The 17416-nt window shown below is 43.4% G+C and carries 14 protein-coding genes and 1 pseudogene; 5 read left to right on the top strand and 10 right to left on the bottom strand.

The genetic code is table 11. From position 1 onward, the window contains the following. Positions 1-32: 32 nt before the first annotated feature. The gene (locus IB222_RS24090; protein WP_000654812.1) at positions 33-1001 is read left to right on the top strand and encodes an IS5-like element IS903B family transposase; all 969 of its coding nucleotides are present in this window, start codon (positions 33-35) and stop codon (positions 999-1001) included. 201 nt (positions 1002-1202) lie between these two features. Here IB222_RS24090 and IB222_RS24085 read toward each other — a convergent pair whose 3' ends face one another. Continuing rightward, positions 1203-2336: an AraC family transcriptional regulator gene (locus IB222_RS24085; protein WP_149384988.1), complete on the bottom strand. Its 1134-nt coding sequence runs from the start codon at positions 2334-2336 to the stop codon at positions 1203-1205. A gap of 228 nt (positions 2337-2564) precedes the next feature. Between IB222_RS24085 and IB222_RS24080 the strand changes: the two genes are divergently transcribed. The 4 genes and pseudogenes from IB222_RS24080 (at position 2565) to IB222_RS24065 (ending at position 4430) form a co-directional block, all read left to right on the top strand. Next, on the top strand, positions 2565-3167 hold the full coding sequence (locus tag IB222_RS24080) for a DUF6448 family protein (protein ID WP_105318619.1): 603 nt from the start codon (positions 2565-2567) through the stop codon (positions 3165-3167). A 170-nt stretch (positions 3168-3337) separates the two neighbouring features. Next, a pseudogene (locus tag IB222_RS24075) lies at positions 3338-3436 on the top strand (hypothetical protein); the annotation flags it as partial. Positions 3437-3502: 66 nt separating this feature from the next. Further along, positions 3503-3934, top strand: a complete 432-nt coding sequence (silE, locus tag IB222_RS24070; RefSeq protein ID WP_061360591.1) for a silver-binding protein SilE — start codon at positions 3503-3505, stop codon at positions 3932-3934. A 145-nt stretch (positions 3935-4079) separates the two neighbouring features. Beyond that, on the top strand, positions 4080-4430 hold the full coding sequence (locus tag IB222_RS24065; RefSeq protein ID WP_149385145.1) for a DUF305 domain-containing protein: 351 nt from the start codon (positions 4080-4082) through the stop codon (positions 4428-4430). A gap of 166 nt (positions 4431-4596) precedes the next feature. Here the strand turns inward: IB222_RS24065 and IB222_RS24060 are convergent, their stop codons facing one another. The 9 genes from IB222_RS24060 to IB222_RS24020 all read right to left on the bottom strand — a co-directional run bounded on the left by IB222_RS24060 (position 4597) and on the right by IB222_RS24020 (position 17273). Beyond that, positions 4597-6423 (bottom strand): AAA family ATPase, encoded by a 1827-nt coding sequence (locus tag IB222_RS24060; protein ID WP_149385146.1) that lies wholly within the window; start codon positions 6421-6423, stop codon positions 4597-4599. A 562-nt stretch (positions 6424-6985) separates the two neighbouring features. Further along, a complete protein-coding gene (locus tag IB222_RS24055) occupies positions 6986-7285 on the bottom strand; it encodes a helix-turn-helix transcriptional regulator (protein WP_001097217.1) in 300 nt (99 codons plus the stop codon). 362 nt (positions 7286-7647) lie between these two features. Next, positions 7648-8574 carry a hypothetical protein gene (locus IB222_RS24050; protein ID WP_149385147.1) on the bottom strand — a complete coding sequence of 309 codons (927 nt, stop codon included), beginning with the start codon at positions 8572-8574 and terminating at the stop codon, positions 7648-7650. A gap of 11 nt (positions 8575-8585) precedes the next feature. Continuing rightward, positions 8586-10142: a TnsD family Tn7-like transposition protein gene (locus tag IB222_RS24045; RefSeq protein ID WP_024143025.1), complete on the bottom strand. Its 1557-nt coding sequence runs from the start codon at positions 10140-10142 to the stop codon at positions 8586-8588. 41 nt (positions 10143-10183) lie between these two features. Then, positions 10184-11632, bottom strand: coding sequence for an ATP-binding protein (locus IB222_RS24040; RefSeq protein ID WP_001049182.1), 1449 nt, complete (start codon positions 11630-11632; stop codon positions 10184-10186). Further along, a complete protein-coding gene (locus tag IB222_RS24035; protein WP_149385148.1) occupies positions 11632-13755 on the bottom strand; it encodes a transposase family protein in 2124 nt (707 codons plus the stop codon). Before IB222_RS24035 ends, IB222_RS24040 begins: the two co-directional genes overlap by 1 nt. Next, the gene (locus IB222_RS24030) at positions 13742-14584 is read right to left on the bottom strand and encodes a TnsA endonuclease N-terminal domain-containing protein (RefSeq protein ID WP_020833813.1); all 843 of its coding nucleotides are present in this window, start codon (positions 14582-14584) and stop codon (positions 13742-13744) included. Before IB222_RS24030 ends, IB222_RS24035 begins: the two co-directional genes overlap by 14 nt. Before the next feature lie 809 nt (positions 14585-15393). Beyond that, positions 15394-16416 carry an IS110 family transposase gene (locus IB222_RS24025; protein WP_000156887.1) on the bottom strand — a complete coding sequence of 341 codons (1023 nt, stop codon included), beginning with the start codon at positions 16414-16416 and terminating at the stop codon, positions 15394-15396. Between the two features lie 152 nt (positions 16417-16568). After that, positions 16569-17273, bottom strand: a complete 705-nt coding sequence (locus IB222_RS24020; protein WP_001067855.1) for an IS6-like element IS26 family transposase — start codon at positions 17271-17273, stop codon at positions 16569-16571. Positions 17274-17416 lie beyond the last annotated feature (143 nt).

Here is a 17416-nt window from a genome sequence, read left to right as displayed (position 1 = left end):
GGCTTTGTTGAATAAATCGAACTTTTGCTGAGTTGAAGGATCAGATCACGTATCTTCCCGACAACGCAGACCGTTCCGTGGCAAAGCAAAAGTTCAAAATCACCAACTGGCCCACCTACAATAAAGCCCTCATCAACCGTGGCTCCATAACTTTCTGGCTGGATGATGAAGCTATTCAGGCCTGGTATGAGTCAGCAACACCTTCTTCACGAGGCAGACCTCAGCGCTATTCTGACCTTGCCATCACGACTGTGCTGGTCATTAAACGCGTATTCAGGCTGACCCTGCGCGCTGCGCAGGGCTTTATTGATTCCATTTTTTCTCTGATGAACGTTCCGCTACGCTGCCCGGATTACAGCTGTGTCAGCAGGCGGGCAAAGTCGGTTAATGTCAGTTTCAAAACGCCCACCCGGGGTGAAATCGCACACCTGGTAATTGATTCCACCGGGCTGAAGGTCTTCGGTGAAGGCGAGTGGAAAGTCAAAAAGCATGGCCAGGAACGCCGCCGTATCTGGCGTAAGCTGCATCTCGCCGTTGACAGTAAAACACATGAAATCATCTGCGCTGACCTGTCGCTGAACAACGTTACGGACTCAGAGGCCTTCCCCGGGTTAATCCGGCAAACCCACCGGAAAATCAGGTCAGCCGCCGCCGATGGCGCTTACGATACCCGGCTATGTCACGATGAACTGCGGCGTAAGAAAATCAGCGCGCTTATCCCTCCCCGAAAAGGTGCGGGTTACTGGCCCGGTGAATATGCAGACCGTAACCGTGCAGTGGCTAATCAGCGAATGACCGGGAGTAATGCGCGGTGGAAATGGACAACAGATTACAACCGTCGCTCGATAGCGGAAACGGCGATGTACCGGGTAAAACAGCTGTTCGGGGGTTCACTGACGCTGCGTGACTACGATGGTCAGGTTGCAGAGGCTATGGCCCTGGTACGAGCGCTGAACAAAATGACGAAAGCAGGTATGCCTGAAAGCGTGCGTATTGCCTGAAAACACAACCCGCTACGGGGGAGACTTACCCGAAATCTGATTTATTCAACAAAGCCTTCTCTTTGATAAAAAAGTTTGGAAAAAAGGATGTAAATATATTTGGAAGAGAATTACTCATCATTTTTTCACTATATAGCCTTGCTCAAAAAGTTCTGACAACTTAGTAAGTCACGGCCTGGACTAACCACACATCAATAGATATTATAAGTATTGCCGCCGATATTCTGAAGGCGTTAAACCCGTTTGCTTCTTAAACGCGGTATTAAAGACCGATTTAGAGTTAAAGCCTGAGGAATACATAATATCAAGAATGGTCCGCTTATCTTCCGGCATTGCCAGGAGTTTTTTAGCGTGCTCTATTCGGTACTCGCTGATAAACGTAAAAAAATTCTGCTGAAACCCGTTGTTGATAATGGCTGACAGATCGTGCGGCGAGAGTTTTAACTGATGCGCAAGCTGGCTTAAGGACAGGGTGGAATCCAGAAACGGCTGATTCCGGTGCATAAATTCTGCCACCTTATCCACCTGTTCAGCCCCCCGTAACTGCGGTGCTTTAACCGGCTGAATATTCTCCAGCAGGATTTCATCTGCCTGCGTTAGCCCCATAAACGCAGCGGGTTGCCGCAGCGCACAAACTAATAACGTATTAATAAATGAAAACCCCGCTATGCTGACAACGGGCAGTACCCAACTCGTTTTATCGGTTAGCCTGAACAGATAGAAAAACAGGCAGCAAATAATACTGACTATCCAAAGTCCCGAATAACTTGACAGCAGGAAGCGGAGCCAGAGCATTTGCTGGCGGGCAATATCGGAATAAAGATGCTGAATATCCGAATTAAATGACCGCAAACGTCTGAGGGAATAGCCAAGCCAGCCGAGAAATACCCCGTGATAGGCCAATGCAAGGGGCAGTGATACTGGCATGCCCGGTAAATCCTGCTGCTGTAAGAGCGTTATTTTTGCTGAGTCAGATAACGGAACGTACAGCGTGAAAAACACAATAAGGCCAGTAGCAAACGGGATTAAGTGTACAGCATGAGCTGGCCGGATTCGAAAATGGCGATACATCAGCGAACGGGTATACAGATAGATGGCCGGTGGCTGAAGCAGAGAGATAAGCGTACCGATATAGGCGTAGTTCGGGTGTAAAAAACTCACGCCGCTACCATAGAGGAAAAGTTCACCAAAACCGGCGGCAAGGGTCAGCAGAACGATCACCAATAGCCGGTTGCTGACTTGTATGATGTTAGACGGCAAAAGAAGAAAAACAGAGAGCAATGCAGCCTGCATCATTCCTGCTGCCAGAAGAAAAACAGATAGATCATTCAGCATGCACGAGCACCAACAATTTAAAACGAGATATGAGAAACGGACGCCACACACGCTTCGTGTCAGCAGAACGTTCGACTTTACGTTTCATACGTTCGAATTTATCAATTCGAACGACTCCCGGGTTACTCGCCAGTACTCTGCAACCAAATCGGCAGAGGACTGAAATTCTGCCTCCTTTAAACACAAAAAAGCAGATGAACAGGTCGAAAGAGACCCGGGAGTATTAATATGAAAAAGCAGAAAAAGACCAGAACATCCCTGTGCGCAAGCATTATGTTCCTTGCGGGAATGACCGTAAGCACAACGGCGTTTGCCCACTGCGACAGCATGGATGGGCCTGTGATCACCGAGGCTAAAAGCGCCCTTCAGGCGCGTGATGTTACCCCATTATTAAAATGGGTACCAGAAAACCGTGAAGATGACGTCAGAAAGGCGTTTGACGAAACAATGAGTAAACAAGGCAGCAGTCAAACCTCTCAGGAAAAGGCCCAGCAAAAGCTTTTTACCACCCTGGTACGTATTCACCGTGAAGCGGAAGGTGCATCGTTTACCGGTGTAAAATCGGCAGGTCATATTCCTGTTATTGTACAAGAGGCTGATGCCGCACTTCGCACCAACAGTGTTGATAGCCTGGTGGCAAAGGTGACCGCTAACATTGAGCATGCTATCCGGGAAAAATTTACCAAAGCCGAACTCAGTAAGCAGCAGGCGAATCAATCGGTTAAGCAGGGACGCGAATATGTAAATGACTACATTCACTACATACATTTTGTCGAGGAAATAAACGAAATGGCGGAGGGTAGAGCGCCCGATACGGAGCATCAGCACTAATCATCATGCCCTTCAGAGATGCCTTTACGGCATCTCTGAACCGCGACGCTAAGGCTGTGCGAAAACGCAGCTCACCGTGCTAACCGTTGAACGATACTGAACGTTTCAGGAGCATCGTTGTGACGGTTAGCTTCGGCTAGACAACCATAATATATTGATAAACAGGGAGCGGGATTCTGGTCTGAACCGAGGGCCTCAGCTTTGCCCTACGTCACTGCAACGAAACGACTAAAATCATGGTCAATGACCAGCCCAACGGCGTCACCTTTATTGGAGATAGCGCCAACTGGTGCAAACATTCTATCATCAATGTCATTCAGAAATGGAGAGTTATCATGAAAAATATCGTATTAGCATCTTTGCTGGGCTTTGGTTTAATTTCATCGGCCTGGGCCACTGAAACCGTAAATATCCATGAGCGTGTCAATAATGCTCAGGCTCCGGCCCATCAGATGCAGTCTTCTTCAACTCCAGCCGCCATCCAGGGGGCAGCCCCACGGATGGCCGGTATGGATCAGCATGAACAGGCTATTATTGTTCATGAAACCATGAACAATAGTTCAGCAGATGCACATAAAAAAATGGCGGAAAGTCATCAGAAGATGATGGGAACTGGCACCGTTAACGCTTCCCGTCCGGCGACTTCGTTTGCGGCGATGAATGAACATGAAAGAGCAGCTGTTGCCCATGAATTTACGAATAACGGTCAGTCCGGCCCCCATCAGGCTATGGCTGATGCACACCGCCGCATGATCAATGCGGGCTGATGACAACTGAAGTTTCCGTGCGGTTACCCTTTCCTTGATAGATTGTCCCTTATACGGATATGTTGTTATTTTTTGCCCCCTACAGGGGGCTTTTTTGTCTGACTCAGCTAAACTTATCCGGTAACCATCTGAAAGGGTTTATTATATGAAAATCACAAATTCGCTTTTTGTTATACTGATGTTATCCCTGCCAGCGATTTCCGCAGAACATTCAGAAATGAAAATGTCAGATATATCCTCATCGGCATCGTCACAGGAATATATGTCCGGCATGAAAGGTATGCATGACAAAATGATGGCCGCTGTAAAAGAGTCCGATCCCGACAAGGCTTTTGCGAAAGGCATGGTAGCACACCATGAAGGGGCAATAGCAATGGCTGAGACCGAGCTAAAATACGGAAAAGATCCGGAAATGAGAAAGCTCGCGCAGGACATCATTAAAGCTCAAAAAGGTGAAATTGAGCAGATGAATAAATGGCTTGGCAGTCAAAAATAAAGATTGCAAAAAAGCCATAATAAGCGTAATTTTAATTCACTCCCGGGCACGGGAGCCTGTTAAACGTTAAATAATTAAAACCCGATTAATTTCGGGTTTTTTATATACTATACTCCGGTCCTTTGCTGTGGACCGGAATATATGCAGCTGCGATAATTTTTACACATTATCTCGTCATGGCAACAATATCGCTCAGGATCTCAACCAGCTCAATCCTTTCCTGCATTCCGTCATGATAGGTTGATCTTGAGATGATTCTTTCCGCTGTCATCCGGGGCCAGAATTTATCAAGCACATTATCGGGTTTCATTCCCACCGCCCGGCCAATTATTTTTTTAGCATCACAGGTGTCCGTAAACGTGACGGCTACACCGGTCATTTCTTCAATCAGATCCGGGCAGAGATAGTTCTCTATTTCACGTTTGCGCGTGGCGAAGAATACCTTACCGGCATCCTCCACTTCTTTTTTACGTTTCTGAATGGACAGAACCTGTGCAGGGTCTCCCCCAATATCGGAGTCCAGAAATACGCACCAGGGAAGCCCCAGATCGTTGGCCAGATTCAATGTCACCCAGTGTTTGACGCTGCCACACCCTCCTATGAGGACTGGCACTATTTTCACGTCCTCCAGAGAGGCTGGCAACATACCTGACTGTTTTAATGAACTGGCCGCATGCCTCAGGAAAGTGACATCCGACTTTCCCTCTACCAGAACTATCCCCTGCGCCCTTTCCATACCGGTCTCTGGCAGCACCCCCAGGCTTTCAGTCGCTTCCTTCAGCACAGCGTCATCCGGCATTTTTACTACGGGTTCACCCGCCTCATTTCGGGTGACATAACGTACGCCTTCGACAGGGATCAATCCGGCCAGCGCCGGGACATGGGTGGTGACGATAATCTGACGGTGCGGCTGGCCTGCCAGTGCCAGTAACGCTTTCATCAGCATCATCTGATAGTTCGGATGCTGTGACGTTTCAGGCTCCTCTATGGCATAAATCACATTTCTGGGCGTCCCCGCGACATGCTTCTCGGCCTCAGCCCGGAAAAAATTCAACAGGATAAGCCTCCTTATCCCGCTGCCGCGCTTATTGATGGGGATGCCATTTTCCCCGTCCAGGGTGAAACTGAAGGTCCACTTGGGTTTCTCCTTAAATCGTGGAGTCAGTTCACTGGCGAGTTCGGGGGCCATTTCACGTAATTTATCCAGCGTTCTCTGTGCGACATCCAGTACGCTGTCCTGGATCTCATTTTCCAGCGCTGTAATTTTGTCCTGCAGCGCAGCCTGAGCGTCTTTTACGGCCTGCTGTAAGGGGTTTTTAGCTTCTGAATCCCCGTCGCTGCTTTCCCTGTCGGCTTTGAAAATCGCATACGTGGGCAGCAAATCGAGGATCTTACCCCATAATGATTTTGTGTCGGTTCCAAACTCTTTATCGACATCCAGCAACATTTCAGAACAGGTATAGGGAGCGGCGGCTTCCCTGATGGCCTGACGCCATAACGATGCAGTGCGTTTATCCGCCACATTTTTTTCAGCTTCTTTTCCCTCCGCCCTGAGCTCGGAAATTTTCATTGCCAGTAAGTTTCTCAGGGGCTCCTCTTCGGGATGGATGCAGCGGATGCAGGTCTGCTCCGGTTTTCCTGAGGTCGTTGCTTTAAACGTTTTGACGATTTCAAAATTGCCGTCTTCATTCAGCAGATGTTCTGAGGCGAGCGTGGTCTGCACCCTGTCGTCGATCATGATAAAATCGGGCAGGTCATCAAATTCACAGGCTATTTCAAAACGGCCGTCCCCTTCTCTCAGGCTGAAACAGTTCATGTCATTCTTGTCAGCCTTCATTCCTTCTGTTTCAAAAAAAATAGCCAGCGCTTCCAGAATCGTTGACTTCCCAAAGTCATTACGACCGACAATACCCGTCATGCTTTCATCAATAATGATTTCAGTAGAGTTTCTGTAGCCTCTGAAGTTTTTCAGTTTTAATTTTCTGAGCCGCATATGAAGTCCTGTGTGTAAGAAAGCGTTTTGCTGCAACCTGAATACAAAATATATTTTCAAATGCCTGCCAACATGCAGGGATAACCGTTATTCAGAATATCTTAACGACATTTCTGGATTATGATCTGGTCGCGCTTTCTGAACTTTACTGCTCCTCAAAACACCGGAAGCCAACTTGTGGTTCGATACATGGCTAAGTTAAAACTCCAGAATGATGGGTAATAATTTCAATGCTCATTATATTTTTTGGAACTGACTCATGGCTTTTATGACTTAAATGATAATAATACACATTCTTTGATATTAATTATGTCGTACGGACATTGATAAATTTAAAGGTAGATAGATTTTCATTTACGGATTATTTCCTAAATTCATCGATAATGTGATCGACATAAAATTTTCATTTAAGAGTGAAGAGATAATTTATGGTTGTCCGAAACAGCTCAAACTGGTGTATTTAACATAACAGAAGAAACGAAAGGCTTCATAGCAACCTGATACTTCAGGCCGCTAAGGGGTTAATATTGCTGCAGACAATTAGACCGGGAAGCGCATGGTGTCACCATTTCTCCCGCCTGGCTGGAAGTGAAGAATCATTGTGCAAAGCTCCGTATTCGGGCTTTGCATCTGACAATGGTTCCCTGGATGAAAGTACGATCTCCACTCCAAGGACGCTGAACACTCTAAACAAACGCTCAAAACCCACACTTGCAGGGTTGGCCTCCAGTCGGGCATAAGTTTGCTGTGTTACACCCAAACGTTCAGAAACATCTCTTTGCGTCAGTCCATTGGCTTTGCGAAAGCCGATTAAAACAGGACGCAACTGATTCAAGGTCTTCAAAGCGTATTGAGTGTTCATAAGTGATCTTCCGTATCGACGGGTTAACAAGCACAACGAATGGATTTACAGCAGATAAGCTGTAATACTCATTAACAGACTATAGGCTGTAATACGCCTCTTGCCAAGATTCGGCATCTTTCAAAAACAAGGCCGTGTTGAGTAAGCAGTACTGGTATCTAGCACCCCTGACCACTTTGCTTGAGAGTGACCCAGTGACATTTATCGTGATCGTAGGTCTTTTAGACGTTGTTGCTAACCGGCATCATACTCAGGTGGTAACCCCCAGGGATACTCGGGAAGTGATAATTTATTCCCGCCCTAATCAAAATATATAACCCTATCTTATTAGCTTTCTTAGTAGTTTATAAATGAAGTAAAAATTAGCGAAGAAGCTTTACATTAAAAAGTGAGCAAAAATTTTTACCATTGAACCGGCAAAATTTGCAATCTGCGGCTTTTAGCCTGAGAAAATCCACATTAACAGAATAATCATCAAGTCCAACAGAGGCATAACTTACGTCCTCGAATAAATCGGTAATAAATGAGTTGTAATTACAAAAATTAACCTCACTCAATATCCTGAACACCGCAGAAATATAACTACTATGCATTATCCTGACTTCAATAACCTTTAATAAACTAGAATGCGATTTACTTTTAAAGAGGTCAAAGAGAAAGTAAACCAGCTCATTTTTATTGTCAGAAATCCATTTTAAAATTTTATCCCTGGCACATGGCAATAAATACACTGGAGTTTTGAAAGGATTTGAAATGTCAACCACAAGGGAACAATAACCATGAGGATTTATTCCACTTATAATTAAGTCACTAAGTCCTTTCACTGCATCCAAATAGTTGTCAAAACAAACCTCATATAAACAGGTACTATGAGCTGCACATTTAGATTCAAACAACCATCTATGACGAAGATAACCAATGCCTTTAGAGTGTATATCTTCAATAATACATTTATGGCAGTAACGAATCTTTGAGATGTTTACCAATGGATATGAATTAGTTATGTGTAAATTATTTCGACAGGCATCTTCAACAGCGTTGAAATACCCGTAAACACCAGAAGATAACGACACTATATTGGAAGTTAGTATATAACCATTTCTTGTGGCAAGAATGTCATATATATCCTGCAAACTATGCAATTTGTACATATCAATCAGTTCGAGCCGAGGAAAAGCATCGTACCTTAGTTCACCATGCTTAGATATTATGTTCCTGCAATTGGATAAGTTATACATTATCTGTGAACGCAGAAGAAAACTGTGCCACAATTCATTTTCGTAAACCATATCACTCCCTCTTATTTAATTAGATTCTTTTTCCTGAGAAGTGTCATTGTCATTGGTAGTTTATCTCTGTATTTCAAAAGCCAGTTATGCCCCCCCAGTAAAGCATCCAGGCTTGTAAGTGACATCGGGTATTGCCCCTGAGATAAAACAACATTTATTAATGATGATGAGATTATATCTCTCTCGCTCCAGTCTACTCTTTTATTTCTATAACATCGTACTGCTTTAGGAAGACAGGAATTAAGCCAGCCATTTTCATGTTTATTTAGCCAAAAGAAACTAGCATAACAACTTTCCTTGACTAACTTTCGCGTTACAGAAATGGATTGATTATGTATAAATCTTAATATTTTCTGCTTATGACGCCGTCTTAAAGAATCTTTTTTACATTTTTTACGCCATGAGCATAAACCGTAACAAGATGAAATTACAGAGGATACAGTTCCTTCCGATAATGAGTTTTTCTCAGCTATGGATGCCAGACTAAACCCCCTTACAGCCATAGACTTGATAAGCAATTCAGTGAATATATTAATTTTTGTGTTTCGCTTAAACGCCCTCAGGTATTTTTTATAAATAAGTGTTTTAATGTAACATCTGCTGCGATTAAATTCTCTCCCAAGGTTGCTAACACTAGTATTATTTTCAGCCATATGAAAGCTGTATTCCTTATGACTTTTAAAGATTTCTTTCTTTTTATTAGGACGACTTCCTGCATACGTTGGCCAGCAAGTATTTAACAAACAATAACAAAGCAAAAGGTGCTTTGTGGGATGCTGACAACATTTATCTTTGAGTATAGGCTCCCAGTAGTGATAATCAGTAAGGGATGTCGGTAGAAGCTCCGATGAACCCTCCCCAAATAACTGGCACTTAGCATAAACATGTGCGTAAAATACATTTTTCTTCAGATTCCCGTCCAATGATAATAAATTTAACTTTTTAAGTACATCCATGTAATTTGGGTGACAAATTTCTTTTCTTCTGATTATATTTATGGACTCATAACAAAATTTAGCAAAATCGAAGTCTGTCTCATTGCTGAGTTGTTCTGTATACGAAACAGGAGGCATCAGTCCAATACGTATGTGCGGTGCAGAAGGGACATTGATGCTTTCAAGCACTACCTGGTGCCGATGGCAGGTTGTAACCCCATGAAGTTGATGCGCCAGATGCCAATAAGTAACACCATAATGAAAAGTATCTTCACGAGCGCAAACCGGGCAAAACTTCAATAGTGTCCGCTGTCCTAGTGAAAAATTACTAAGGCGGCACAATCGATTAAGCCTGGCAGGGGTCGTGTTGAAATCCATAATTTCATTACGACTGATTGGTAGTGCCCAGGCAAACAGAGGGAGTAAAGTCTGTTCATGCCAGAGCTGGTCTGCACTTTCGGATGTATGAAGAGAAATAGCCTTTAATCCTGAATTGAGAATTGGATGGACGCTCATATCAGGTTTGTGGAAAATGATCGTTAACAGAGAAGATGGGGACATACCGTACACGGTAGCTGTCCGACAAAACCGACTGAACAAGGATTCATCAGGTAAAACAGACAACATTCTCATTTACCCCACCTCTCTTTGACCGTTACGAACTGATGACCTCATTACAATTTATTAAGTGGATCTGTATTTATAAGCCCGCAACGCTGAAGAGCATCGTAGGTATTTTTCTTTTCAGCTGTTCTGGTGATAACAAGATCATGGTCAAGAGACAGTATTTTCTCGTCGAAATTGCGCATAACCTCGTCTATTTTTCTTACGAATTCCTTGTGCTGTGGCCTGTCTATATCTCCAGGGATCAAAGCTTTTAAGGGCTTCTCTGACATGAACTTAGCCGAAGCATCACTTTCATTAGATGCAGAGAGCCATTTGGCTTCCTCGTCTTCAGTCGCTGCCCCCGGGAGTAAAGTATCCTTATATTCCTCCGTATGGCTTACGAGTACCGGTACAGAGGCCGACAAGACTGCACCAGTTATGATTTCATTACCGCTACCGATAACCTTTAATTGTGCCCCCCGATAAATCATCTGAGCCAATCCAATGTTGCCTTTAGATAAAATGAATAATTTTTCGTTTAACTCATCATTTAATGGTGTTTCAACATTTGTCCATTGTAATGGCCATAAATAATGAATAAACGATTGCCAGTCTTGTGAGTCGTATCTGACATTTGAAATTTTCATATAACCACCAGACTCTGCCCGCCTGGCAATTCTCATTTTCTTTGTCAGAGTCTCGTCAAAAGGATGATTTCCACAAAAAACCATAGATACCCCCATCGAATCTACAATTTCATGTAAAAAATCAATCAACTTACTCTCACCTCCAGTTCTTGAAAATTTTAGCCTCTGCATTTCATCAATAACAAGGATACCTAAAAATGATGATTTTATTCTTTGCGCAATCTGGCGAGCCAGAGCACCATTTCTAATCTCTGGTGTAGTTCGTTCAATACCAATTGCATCATCTAATTTTTGTAAAATCTCTTCACAAAGGTCTCTCACACTTGAGTTGTATGGACAATTAATCTTTACCCATACGATTTGCTTACTGAAGCCGGGAAAAACTCCTTTATAGCTGCTGTGTTCTATAATCTGAGGGAAATGATCCATGACTTGCTCGATCATGGTAGTTTTTCCAGAACCACTCATTCCAACTATCGTAATGGTTTCAGCCTGGGATTTAAAATATCCACTTTCGGGTTCAATATCAGGACGCTCAGTCCCATAGTAATGAAGATATTGAATAGTTCCGCTTTTTAAAGGATTACGGGCTGCATAGCTTTCCCTAAGTGCCCGTAAAATCATTTTATAAGCCTGGATAAGATTGGTTTGAGGGCAACGGAATTTCTTTATACGTTCGACATACTGCTCTCTAACATTCGCCGGGGCAGTCCAGCGGATTTTTTCGTCAATTTCGGGAAAATAACTCATTTCCAGAAGTACTTCATCTTCCGTAAGCGCTTCAGGAAGTGCTTCAATTAAGGGGTTGCCACGATACTCAGGTAACTCCTGTTCTTTATATATCGCTGAAACGCTCCGTATAAGGTTCATTATTCTGCGTCCTCAGTCTTCTTCTTACCTTTTAACCATCTTTGTTTCTCCTCCCGGCCAGGCAAAAGCAGAACCTTACTGGATGACGGAAGTAGGGGTTCAGGTCTTCCATTAGCAACATCAGTTCGCCCTAATGAATCAAGTTCATTTTTCCTGTTCTTTTTAATATCTTTACCATGTACCCGTCGAGATTCGTATATTTCATTTAATCTTTCGTTACCTTTCTTGTTAAAATCATCTTTATTATTGATATTGCTAAGTGAATCCAGAGTAAATAAATTAATTTCTTTTTGAGTATCTACCCAATCAGCCATTACATCTGTATCAAGATGAGCTTTACCTTTAAATATATCTCTTTTCTTAAGCAGGTAATGCTTTTTGAAAATGCTATTTTTGTCAAATCTTACATATATATAATCTACGCAATTGTCATCTATTCTTGCTTCACAAGTGGTTCTTCCAAATACTCTGGCACCTGATGCAATGTCTGGATCACATTCATAAAAAAGATTATTGTACTGAATCCCACCGGCGGTAATGTTAGCGTTCACAGGGATCAACAATCGTGCGATCACTTCGTCGGCCCCAACGGCTCTTGCGCTGAATCTCCCGTGCTTTAAGCTTATCATCCAACTATTTTTTGGTGATATTACGAGATCATTTTCAATCAGTAAGGGATTGATATAAGCCAGTTCTTCATATGTTCTCTGATTATGTGCAAGTATCTCCCGAATCAGTAAAGACGTGACCTCCTGAATCGTTAAACAAGCCCTGGATTGCGGTGTTGGCTCTCCTTTAACAATCTTACCCCTTCGTGTTGTTCCAATAAGCCTATGAATAACTTCATCATTTAGAATACCGAAACAGCGTTCAACAATGCTTTTTCTGTCGCCTCTACCGACTGGCGCAAACTCAAGTTTTGTCAGGGGGGTCATCTTTTCCTGAGGTTTAAGACCAATCATCTCCCCGTTGTCACACATCAATGTTAATGGAATATGAGAACAAGGCCAATCATCATTAGTAATAGAGATTCCAAATAATCTACAATATTCTTTTTTTGGCATAAAGCAATTTGCTAACGCTTGTCGGGCAGCTCGCCATGAAGCATGGTATAAAGAAACATGAAGGCCAATAATCATTCTTGTTGCGCGATCCACCACTGTATAAATAGTTGGGCGCCCAATGACTTTTCGTCTGTTTAAACTCGAAATAAGATGTACATCAGCGACAGTTGAGTCTATTTCGAAAACATCACCCGGTAAAACAGTTGTATTAGCCGCACTACCTAAAAGCGCCCGCATTTTGAGGTCTATTTCTTTTTTCGTGTTCTTCTTCTTTATCGAGAAATCTTTAGTGAAGAGTTTTTTATTCCAGTATGAAAATTGTTTTAAAGAAGGAACATATGGAGCTCTATTTTCTAAGTTCGCTGTTTTAATTTCATCCCTAAAATACAAATCAATATGTCTCTCTAATGTTTTCTTTATCGTATCTCCGTTAACTTTATAATGATACATAATGAGAGATTTTCTAATATTATTTATATCTCTTTCATTAAGAATGAAAACACGTGAACGTTCATTAGGTAATGCTCTGTTTTTCTTGGAATTCCCAAGTTTAATTTCATGTTTGATTCTACTTTTCCCAGCGGCACCACAGTTCGAGAATGCGGGTAGTAATGCATAAACATCCTGCCCATGTCGCCAGTACAACGCCAGAAGCGTTCTGATAGTATATTGTGATATTTTTTTATTTCTGGAGTAGTCCATTAAAAGGTGTGACTTTTTATGTAATGCATAGTCGAACAGAAACATTCTGTCATCTACAAGATCTTTAATGATATTGTAATTTTCATCTCGCCTTCCCCTGTCTTCATCTGTTATTTCTTTCTCATCTACTAACATATATGAAGGGTATATATAATCTTTACAAGTTATGCTATTTGATTCAATATAATATTTAAACAATGAAAATGAGAAAGGAATTGGCTTACCCGTTCTTTCTGATTTTATTTTAAACAAAATTAACAAATCAACCTTTTTGTCAAAATCCAAAACACGATAAAGCCCCTCTGCAAGCAAATCAGTGCCTTGAGAGAGCCAGACTGAATTTCTAATAATATCCATTTGCGTTCAGTCCTATATAGTGGCCATTGGATATTATCTTTATCAGACCGGTTTCGAGTATTGGATATGATAAATCAATTTTTATCATTTTTAATCCAATCATTGCCTGCAATAACATCATCGCTTCTTGTGCATCTACCCCAATGATTGATGAAATCATTGCACGTAGTCCCACTATGGGATAAACATCTGGTTTAAGCTTCCATAGGATTTTATCAAGAGGATATTTATCATAAAATACAGAACCATCTCTTAATACAGAAGTAACCCAACAAATATTTTTACCGACGACGTTATTGAGTTCCGAGCCAACATAAATTTGAAACTCAACATCAATCAACTGCCAAAACATCCTCTCTATTTCAAGTTTTTGGGCTTCGCGTTCAGGTATGCTCTCGTTTTGTTTTACTGCTACAGCTTTGTATCGAAGTCCGCCTTCAGGAGTTCTCAAGGTCAGTAAAAAATCGGTTGTCATAACATTCAGAACTTCGACAGGTACTCCTCTTACTCCCCTCACCATAGGATGTTGAAAATGTAGATGATTTGCTATTTGTTGGGTAAGCCGGAGAGGAAAGAGTGGGAATTGTTCCCGGATATCAATCACCGAGTCATTAAACTCAGCCAGATAGAAAAAGTTACTTTCGACAGAAGAAAGGAGATGATGGTTTCGAAACGTCTTAAGGCCAAAGACTATCGAACGGTTTCCACGGGATTTAACGTCCTGAGCTCTAAGCCAGGGCTGATAACTTTGGCCATAGCCCACTCCTATGCCGTCACCTAGCGCATTTTCATAATCCAAATAGGATTTGAGACGCCTACCCCTACCCATGATCGTACCCAAAAAACGACATTGATACGTACCTATATGTGCATTTTATAGTCTCCAACCCTATAACCACACATTCAGTAAGTATACAACATTAGCGTCGTTTTTTGAGAATGGTTACAACTTTAGTGCTTTGTGTACAACTTTATTGTCTTCGGACACCACCTCTCTCGTTAAAAAAATTCTCGTAGCGTCATATATGGTAAAGCCTTTACTAGTGACTAATGATGAAAAAGATTAGCACACAGATGTCGGGTGACCAACAACCCGCAACCCGTTAAGTGGCGATCGCATCCCCTGAATGCACAACCATTGCGTTATATGACTGATTAATAAGGGTTTTAGCCGCAATTACACTATGGGTGGTGCTATTTGAACGATGGGATTTACCCATAATTAAATCCCATAGTACATAAAGTGAGCTAAAAAAGGCTGGTAAACGTGACGCCGTCACCTCGCGAGGGTTTCTTGTGATAACTAGTTATTAGTAAAGGCATGACTAAATGTATAATGGGATAGTTGGGGTCAGTTTGGATATCGAAAATTTTTGTACTATAAGGACTTCCCCGGCATGTCAAAGCCGGTATTTATGGTTTCTGTCTGCTCTTCAGTAAAAATAAAGGGGAGAGACTGCGGTACTATAAACGGCCATGATGAATCGTCATCGATTCGGGCCCTGATGAAAGACGCGCGTGAGGTTCTTGTTCGTTAAGCGGATACGTATATCCTGTACAATAGCCAGATAGGCCTCACGGGGTCTAACCCTTTATCATCAACGAATTGCAGGTCAGATGGTTATACAGCTTCGAGCTTTAGTTGACTGAGTACAGCCGGAAATCATCACCGTAATGTAGTGATGCCCAACACAGCCGCGCATTTTTGGCGGCGATGGCCACAACAGCCCGCCAGTACCCTCTGCGCTCAACCAACATACAAACCCAACGGCTGAATGAGTCAGTCCTTTTCCCTGCGCCAATAAGCACTGAACGAGCCCCCTGAACCAGAAGCGTTCGCAGATACGAATCACCGGCTTTTGTGATCCTGCCGAGTTTCGACTTTCCCCCGCTGCTGTATTGTGATGGCGTCAGCCCCAGCCAGGCTGCCAGTTGACGTCCATTTTTAAAATCATGTGCATTACCGATACTGGCGACCAGTGCACAGGCCGTTGTGGGACCAACGCCCTTTAGCTCCATCAGCCGCTGACTGCGATGATCTGTTTTGGCTATGTGGGACAAAATTCGGTCATATTCAGTGATGTTAGCTTCAATGCGATCAACGTGTTCCATCAAATCATCAACACATTGCTGAACCTGAAGCGGTAAAGAGCTCTTCTGCACAGAAACCATGTGGCGCAGGGCATCAGCACTTTGTGGCGCGATGACACCGAATTCAGATATCAATCCTCGCAGACGATTATACGTTGCTGTTTTCTCTTCGATAAAACCCTGACGGGTACGATGTAAACACTGCATGGCCTGCTGGCTTTCGTCTTTCACTGGTACGAACCGCATATGCGGACGACGAACAGCTTCACAGATAGCCTGAGCATCAGCTGCATCATTTTTTCCTGATTTTCCGGCCATACGATAAGGCGATACAAACTTAGCAGCCATCAGACGTGGCTCATGACCATACTGCCGAAACAATCTTGCCCAGTAGTGAGCCCCGGAGCATGCTTCCATCCCGATAACACAGGGAGGCAAACTTGCAATTAACTCAGGAAGTGCAGCACGCGATACTTTAGGCTTAACCAGAACAGTTCTACCATTTTGATCAACACCGTGAACAGCAAACACATTTTTAGCAAGATCGATACCGACAGTCGTGATAGTCATAACGAATTCCTCCGGGACGATGTGTACCCCATGATTGCACAAGAGTTAATCAGGCGCATAATCAGGGGAAGTCCCTTCCATTCGTTAAGGTGATTTTTTGGGCACTGTTGCAAAGTTAGCGATGAGGCAGCCTTTTGTCTTATTCAAAGGCCTTACATTTCAAAAACTCTGCTTACCAGGCGCATTTCGCCCAGGGGATCACCATAATAAAATGCTGAGGCCTGGCCTTTGCGTAGTGCACGCATCACCTCAATACCTTTGATGGTGGCGTAAGCCGTCTTCATGGATTTAAATCCCAGCGTGGCGCCGATTATCCGTTTCAGTTTGCCATGATCGCATTCAATCACGTTGTTCCGGTACTTAATCTGTCGGTGTTCAACGTCAGACGGGCACCGGCCTTCGCGTTTGAGCAGAGCAAGCGCGCGACCATAGGCGGGCGCTTTATCCGTGTTGATGAATCGCGGGATCTGCCACTTCTTCACGTTGTTGAGGATTTTACCCAGAAACCGGTATGCAGCTTTGCTGTTACGACGGGAGGAGAGATAAAAATCGACAGTGCGGCCCCGGCTGTCGACGGCCCGGTACAGATACGCCCAGCGGCCATTGACCTTCACGTAGGTTTCATCCATGTGCCACGGGCAAAGATCGGAAGGGTTACGCCAGTACCAGCGCAGCCGTTTTTCCATTTCAGGCGCATAACGCTGAACCCAGCGGTAAATCGTGGAGTGATCGACATTCACTCCGCGTTCAGCCAGCATCTCCTGCAGCTCACGGTAACTGATGCCGTATTTGCAGTACCAGCGTACGGCCCACAGAATGATGTCACGCTGAAAATGCCGGCCTTTGAATGGGTTCATGTGCAGCTCCATCAGCAAAAGGGGATGATAAGTTTATCACCACCGACTATTTGCAACAGTGCCTCATTTTCCGCATGCTGGTATTCTCTTTGATAAAAAAGTTTGGAAAAAAGGATGTAAATATATTTGGAAGAGAATTACTC

Source organism: Citrobacter sp. C13 (assembly GCF_014596815.2).
GTDB lineage: Bacteria > Pseudomonadota > Gammaproteobacteria > Enterobacterales > Enterobacteriaceae > Citrobacter > Citrobacter portucalensis.
This window is presented reverse-complemented; position numbering and strand designations above follow the sequence as displayed.

Coding starts and splice junctions, on each gene's coding strand:
- IB222_RS24085 (WP_149384988.1), bottom strand. CDS start 2,336: ATGCTGAATGATCTATCTGTTTTTCTTCTGGCAGCAGGAATGATGCAG.
- IB222_RS24080 (WP_105318619.1), top strand. CDS start 2,565: ATGAAAAAGCAGAAAAAGACCAGAACATCCCTGTGCGCAAGCATTATG.
- silE (WP_061360591.1), top strand. CDS start 3,503: ATGAAAAATATCGTATTAGCATCTTTGCTGGGCTTTGGTTTAATTTCA.
- IB222_RS24065 (WP_149385145.1), top strand. CDS start 4,080: ATGAAAATCACAAATTCGCTTTTTGTTATACTGATGTTATCCCTGCCA.
- IB222_RS24060 (WP_149385146.1), bottom strand. CDS start 6,423: ATGCGGCTCAGAAAATTAAAACTGAAAAACTTCAGAGGCTACAGAAAC.
- IB222_RS24055 (WP_001097217.1), bottom strand. CDS start 7,285: ATGAACACTCAATACGCTTTGAAGACCTTGAATCAGTTGCGTCCTGTT.
- IB222_RS24050 (WP_149385147.1), bottom strand. CDS start 8,574: ATGGTTTACGAAAATGAATTGTGGCACAGTTTTCTTCTGCGTTCACAG.
- IB222_RS24045 (WP_024143025.1), bottom strand. CDS start 10,142: ATGAGAATGTTGTCTGTTTTACCTGATGAATCCTTGTTCAGTCGGTTT.
- IB222_RS24040 (WP_001049182.1), bottom strand. CDS start 11,632: ATGAACCTTATACGGAGCGTTTCAGCGATATATAAAGAACAGGAGTTA.
- IB222_RS24035 (WP_149385148.1), bottom strand. CDS start 13,755: ATGGATATTATTAGAAATTCAGTCTGGCTCTCTCAAGGCACTGATTTG.
- IB222_RS24030 (WP_020833813.1), bottom strand. CDS start 14,584: ATGGGTAGGGGTAGGCGTCTCAAATCCTATTTGGATTATGAAAATGCG.
- IB222_RS24025 (WP_000156887.1), bottom strand. CDS start 16,416: ATGACTATCACGACTGTCGGTATCGATCTTGCTAAAAATGTGTTTGCT.
- IB222_RS24020 (WP_001067855.1), bottom strand. CDS start 17,273: ATGAACCCATTCAAAGGCCGGCATTTTCAGCGTGACATCATTCTGTGG.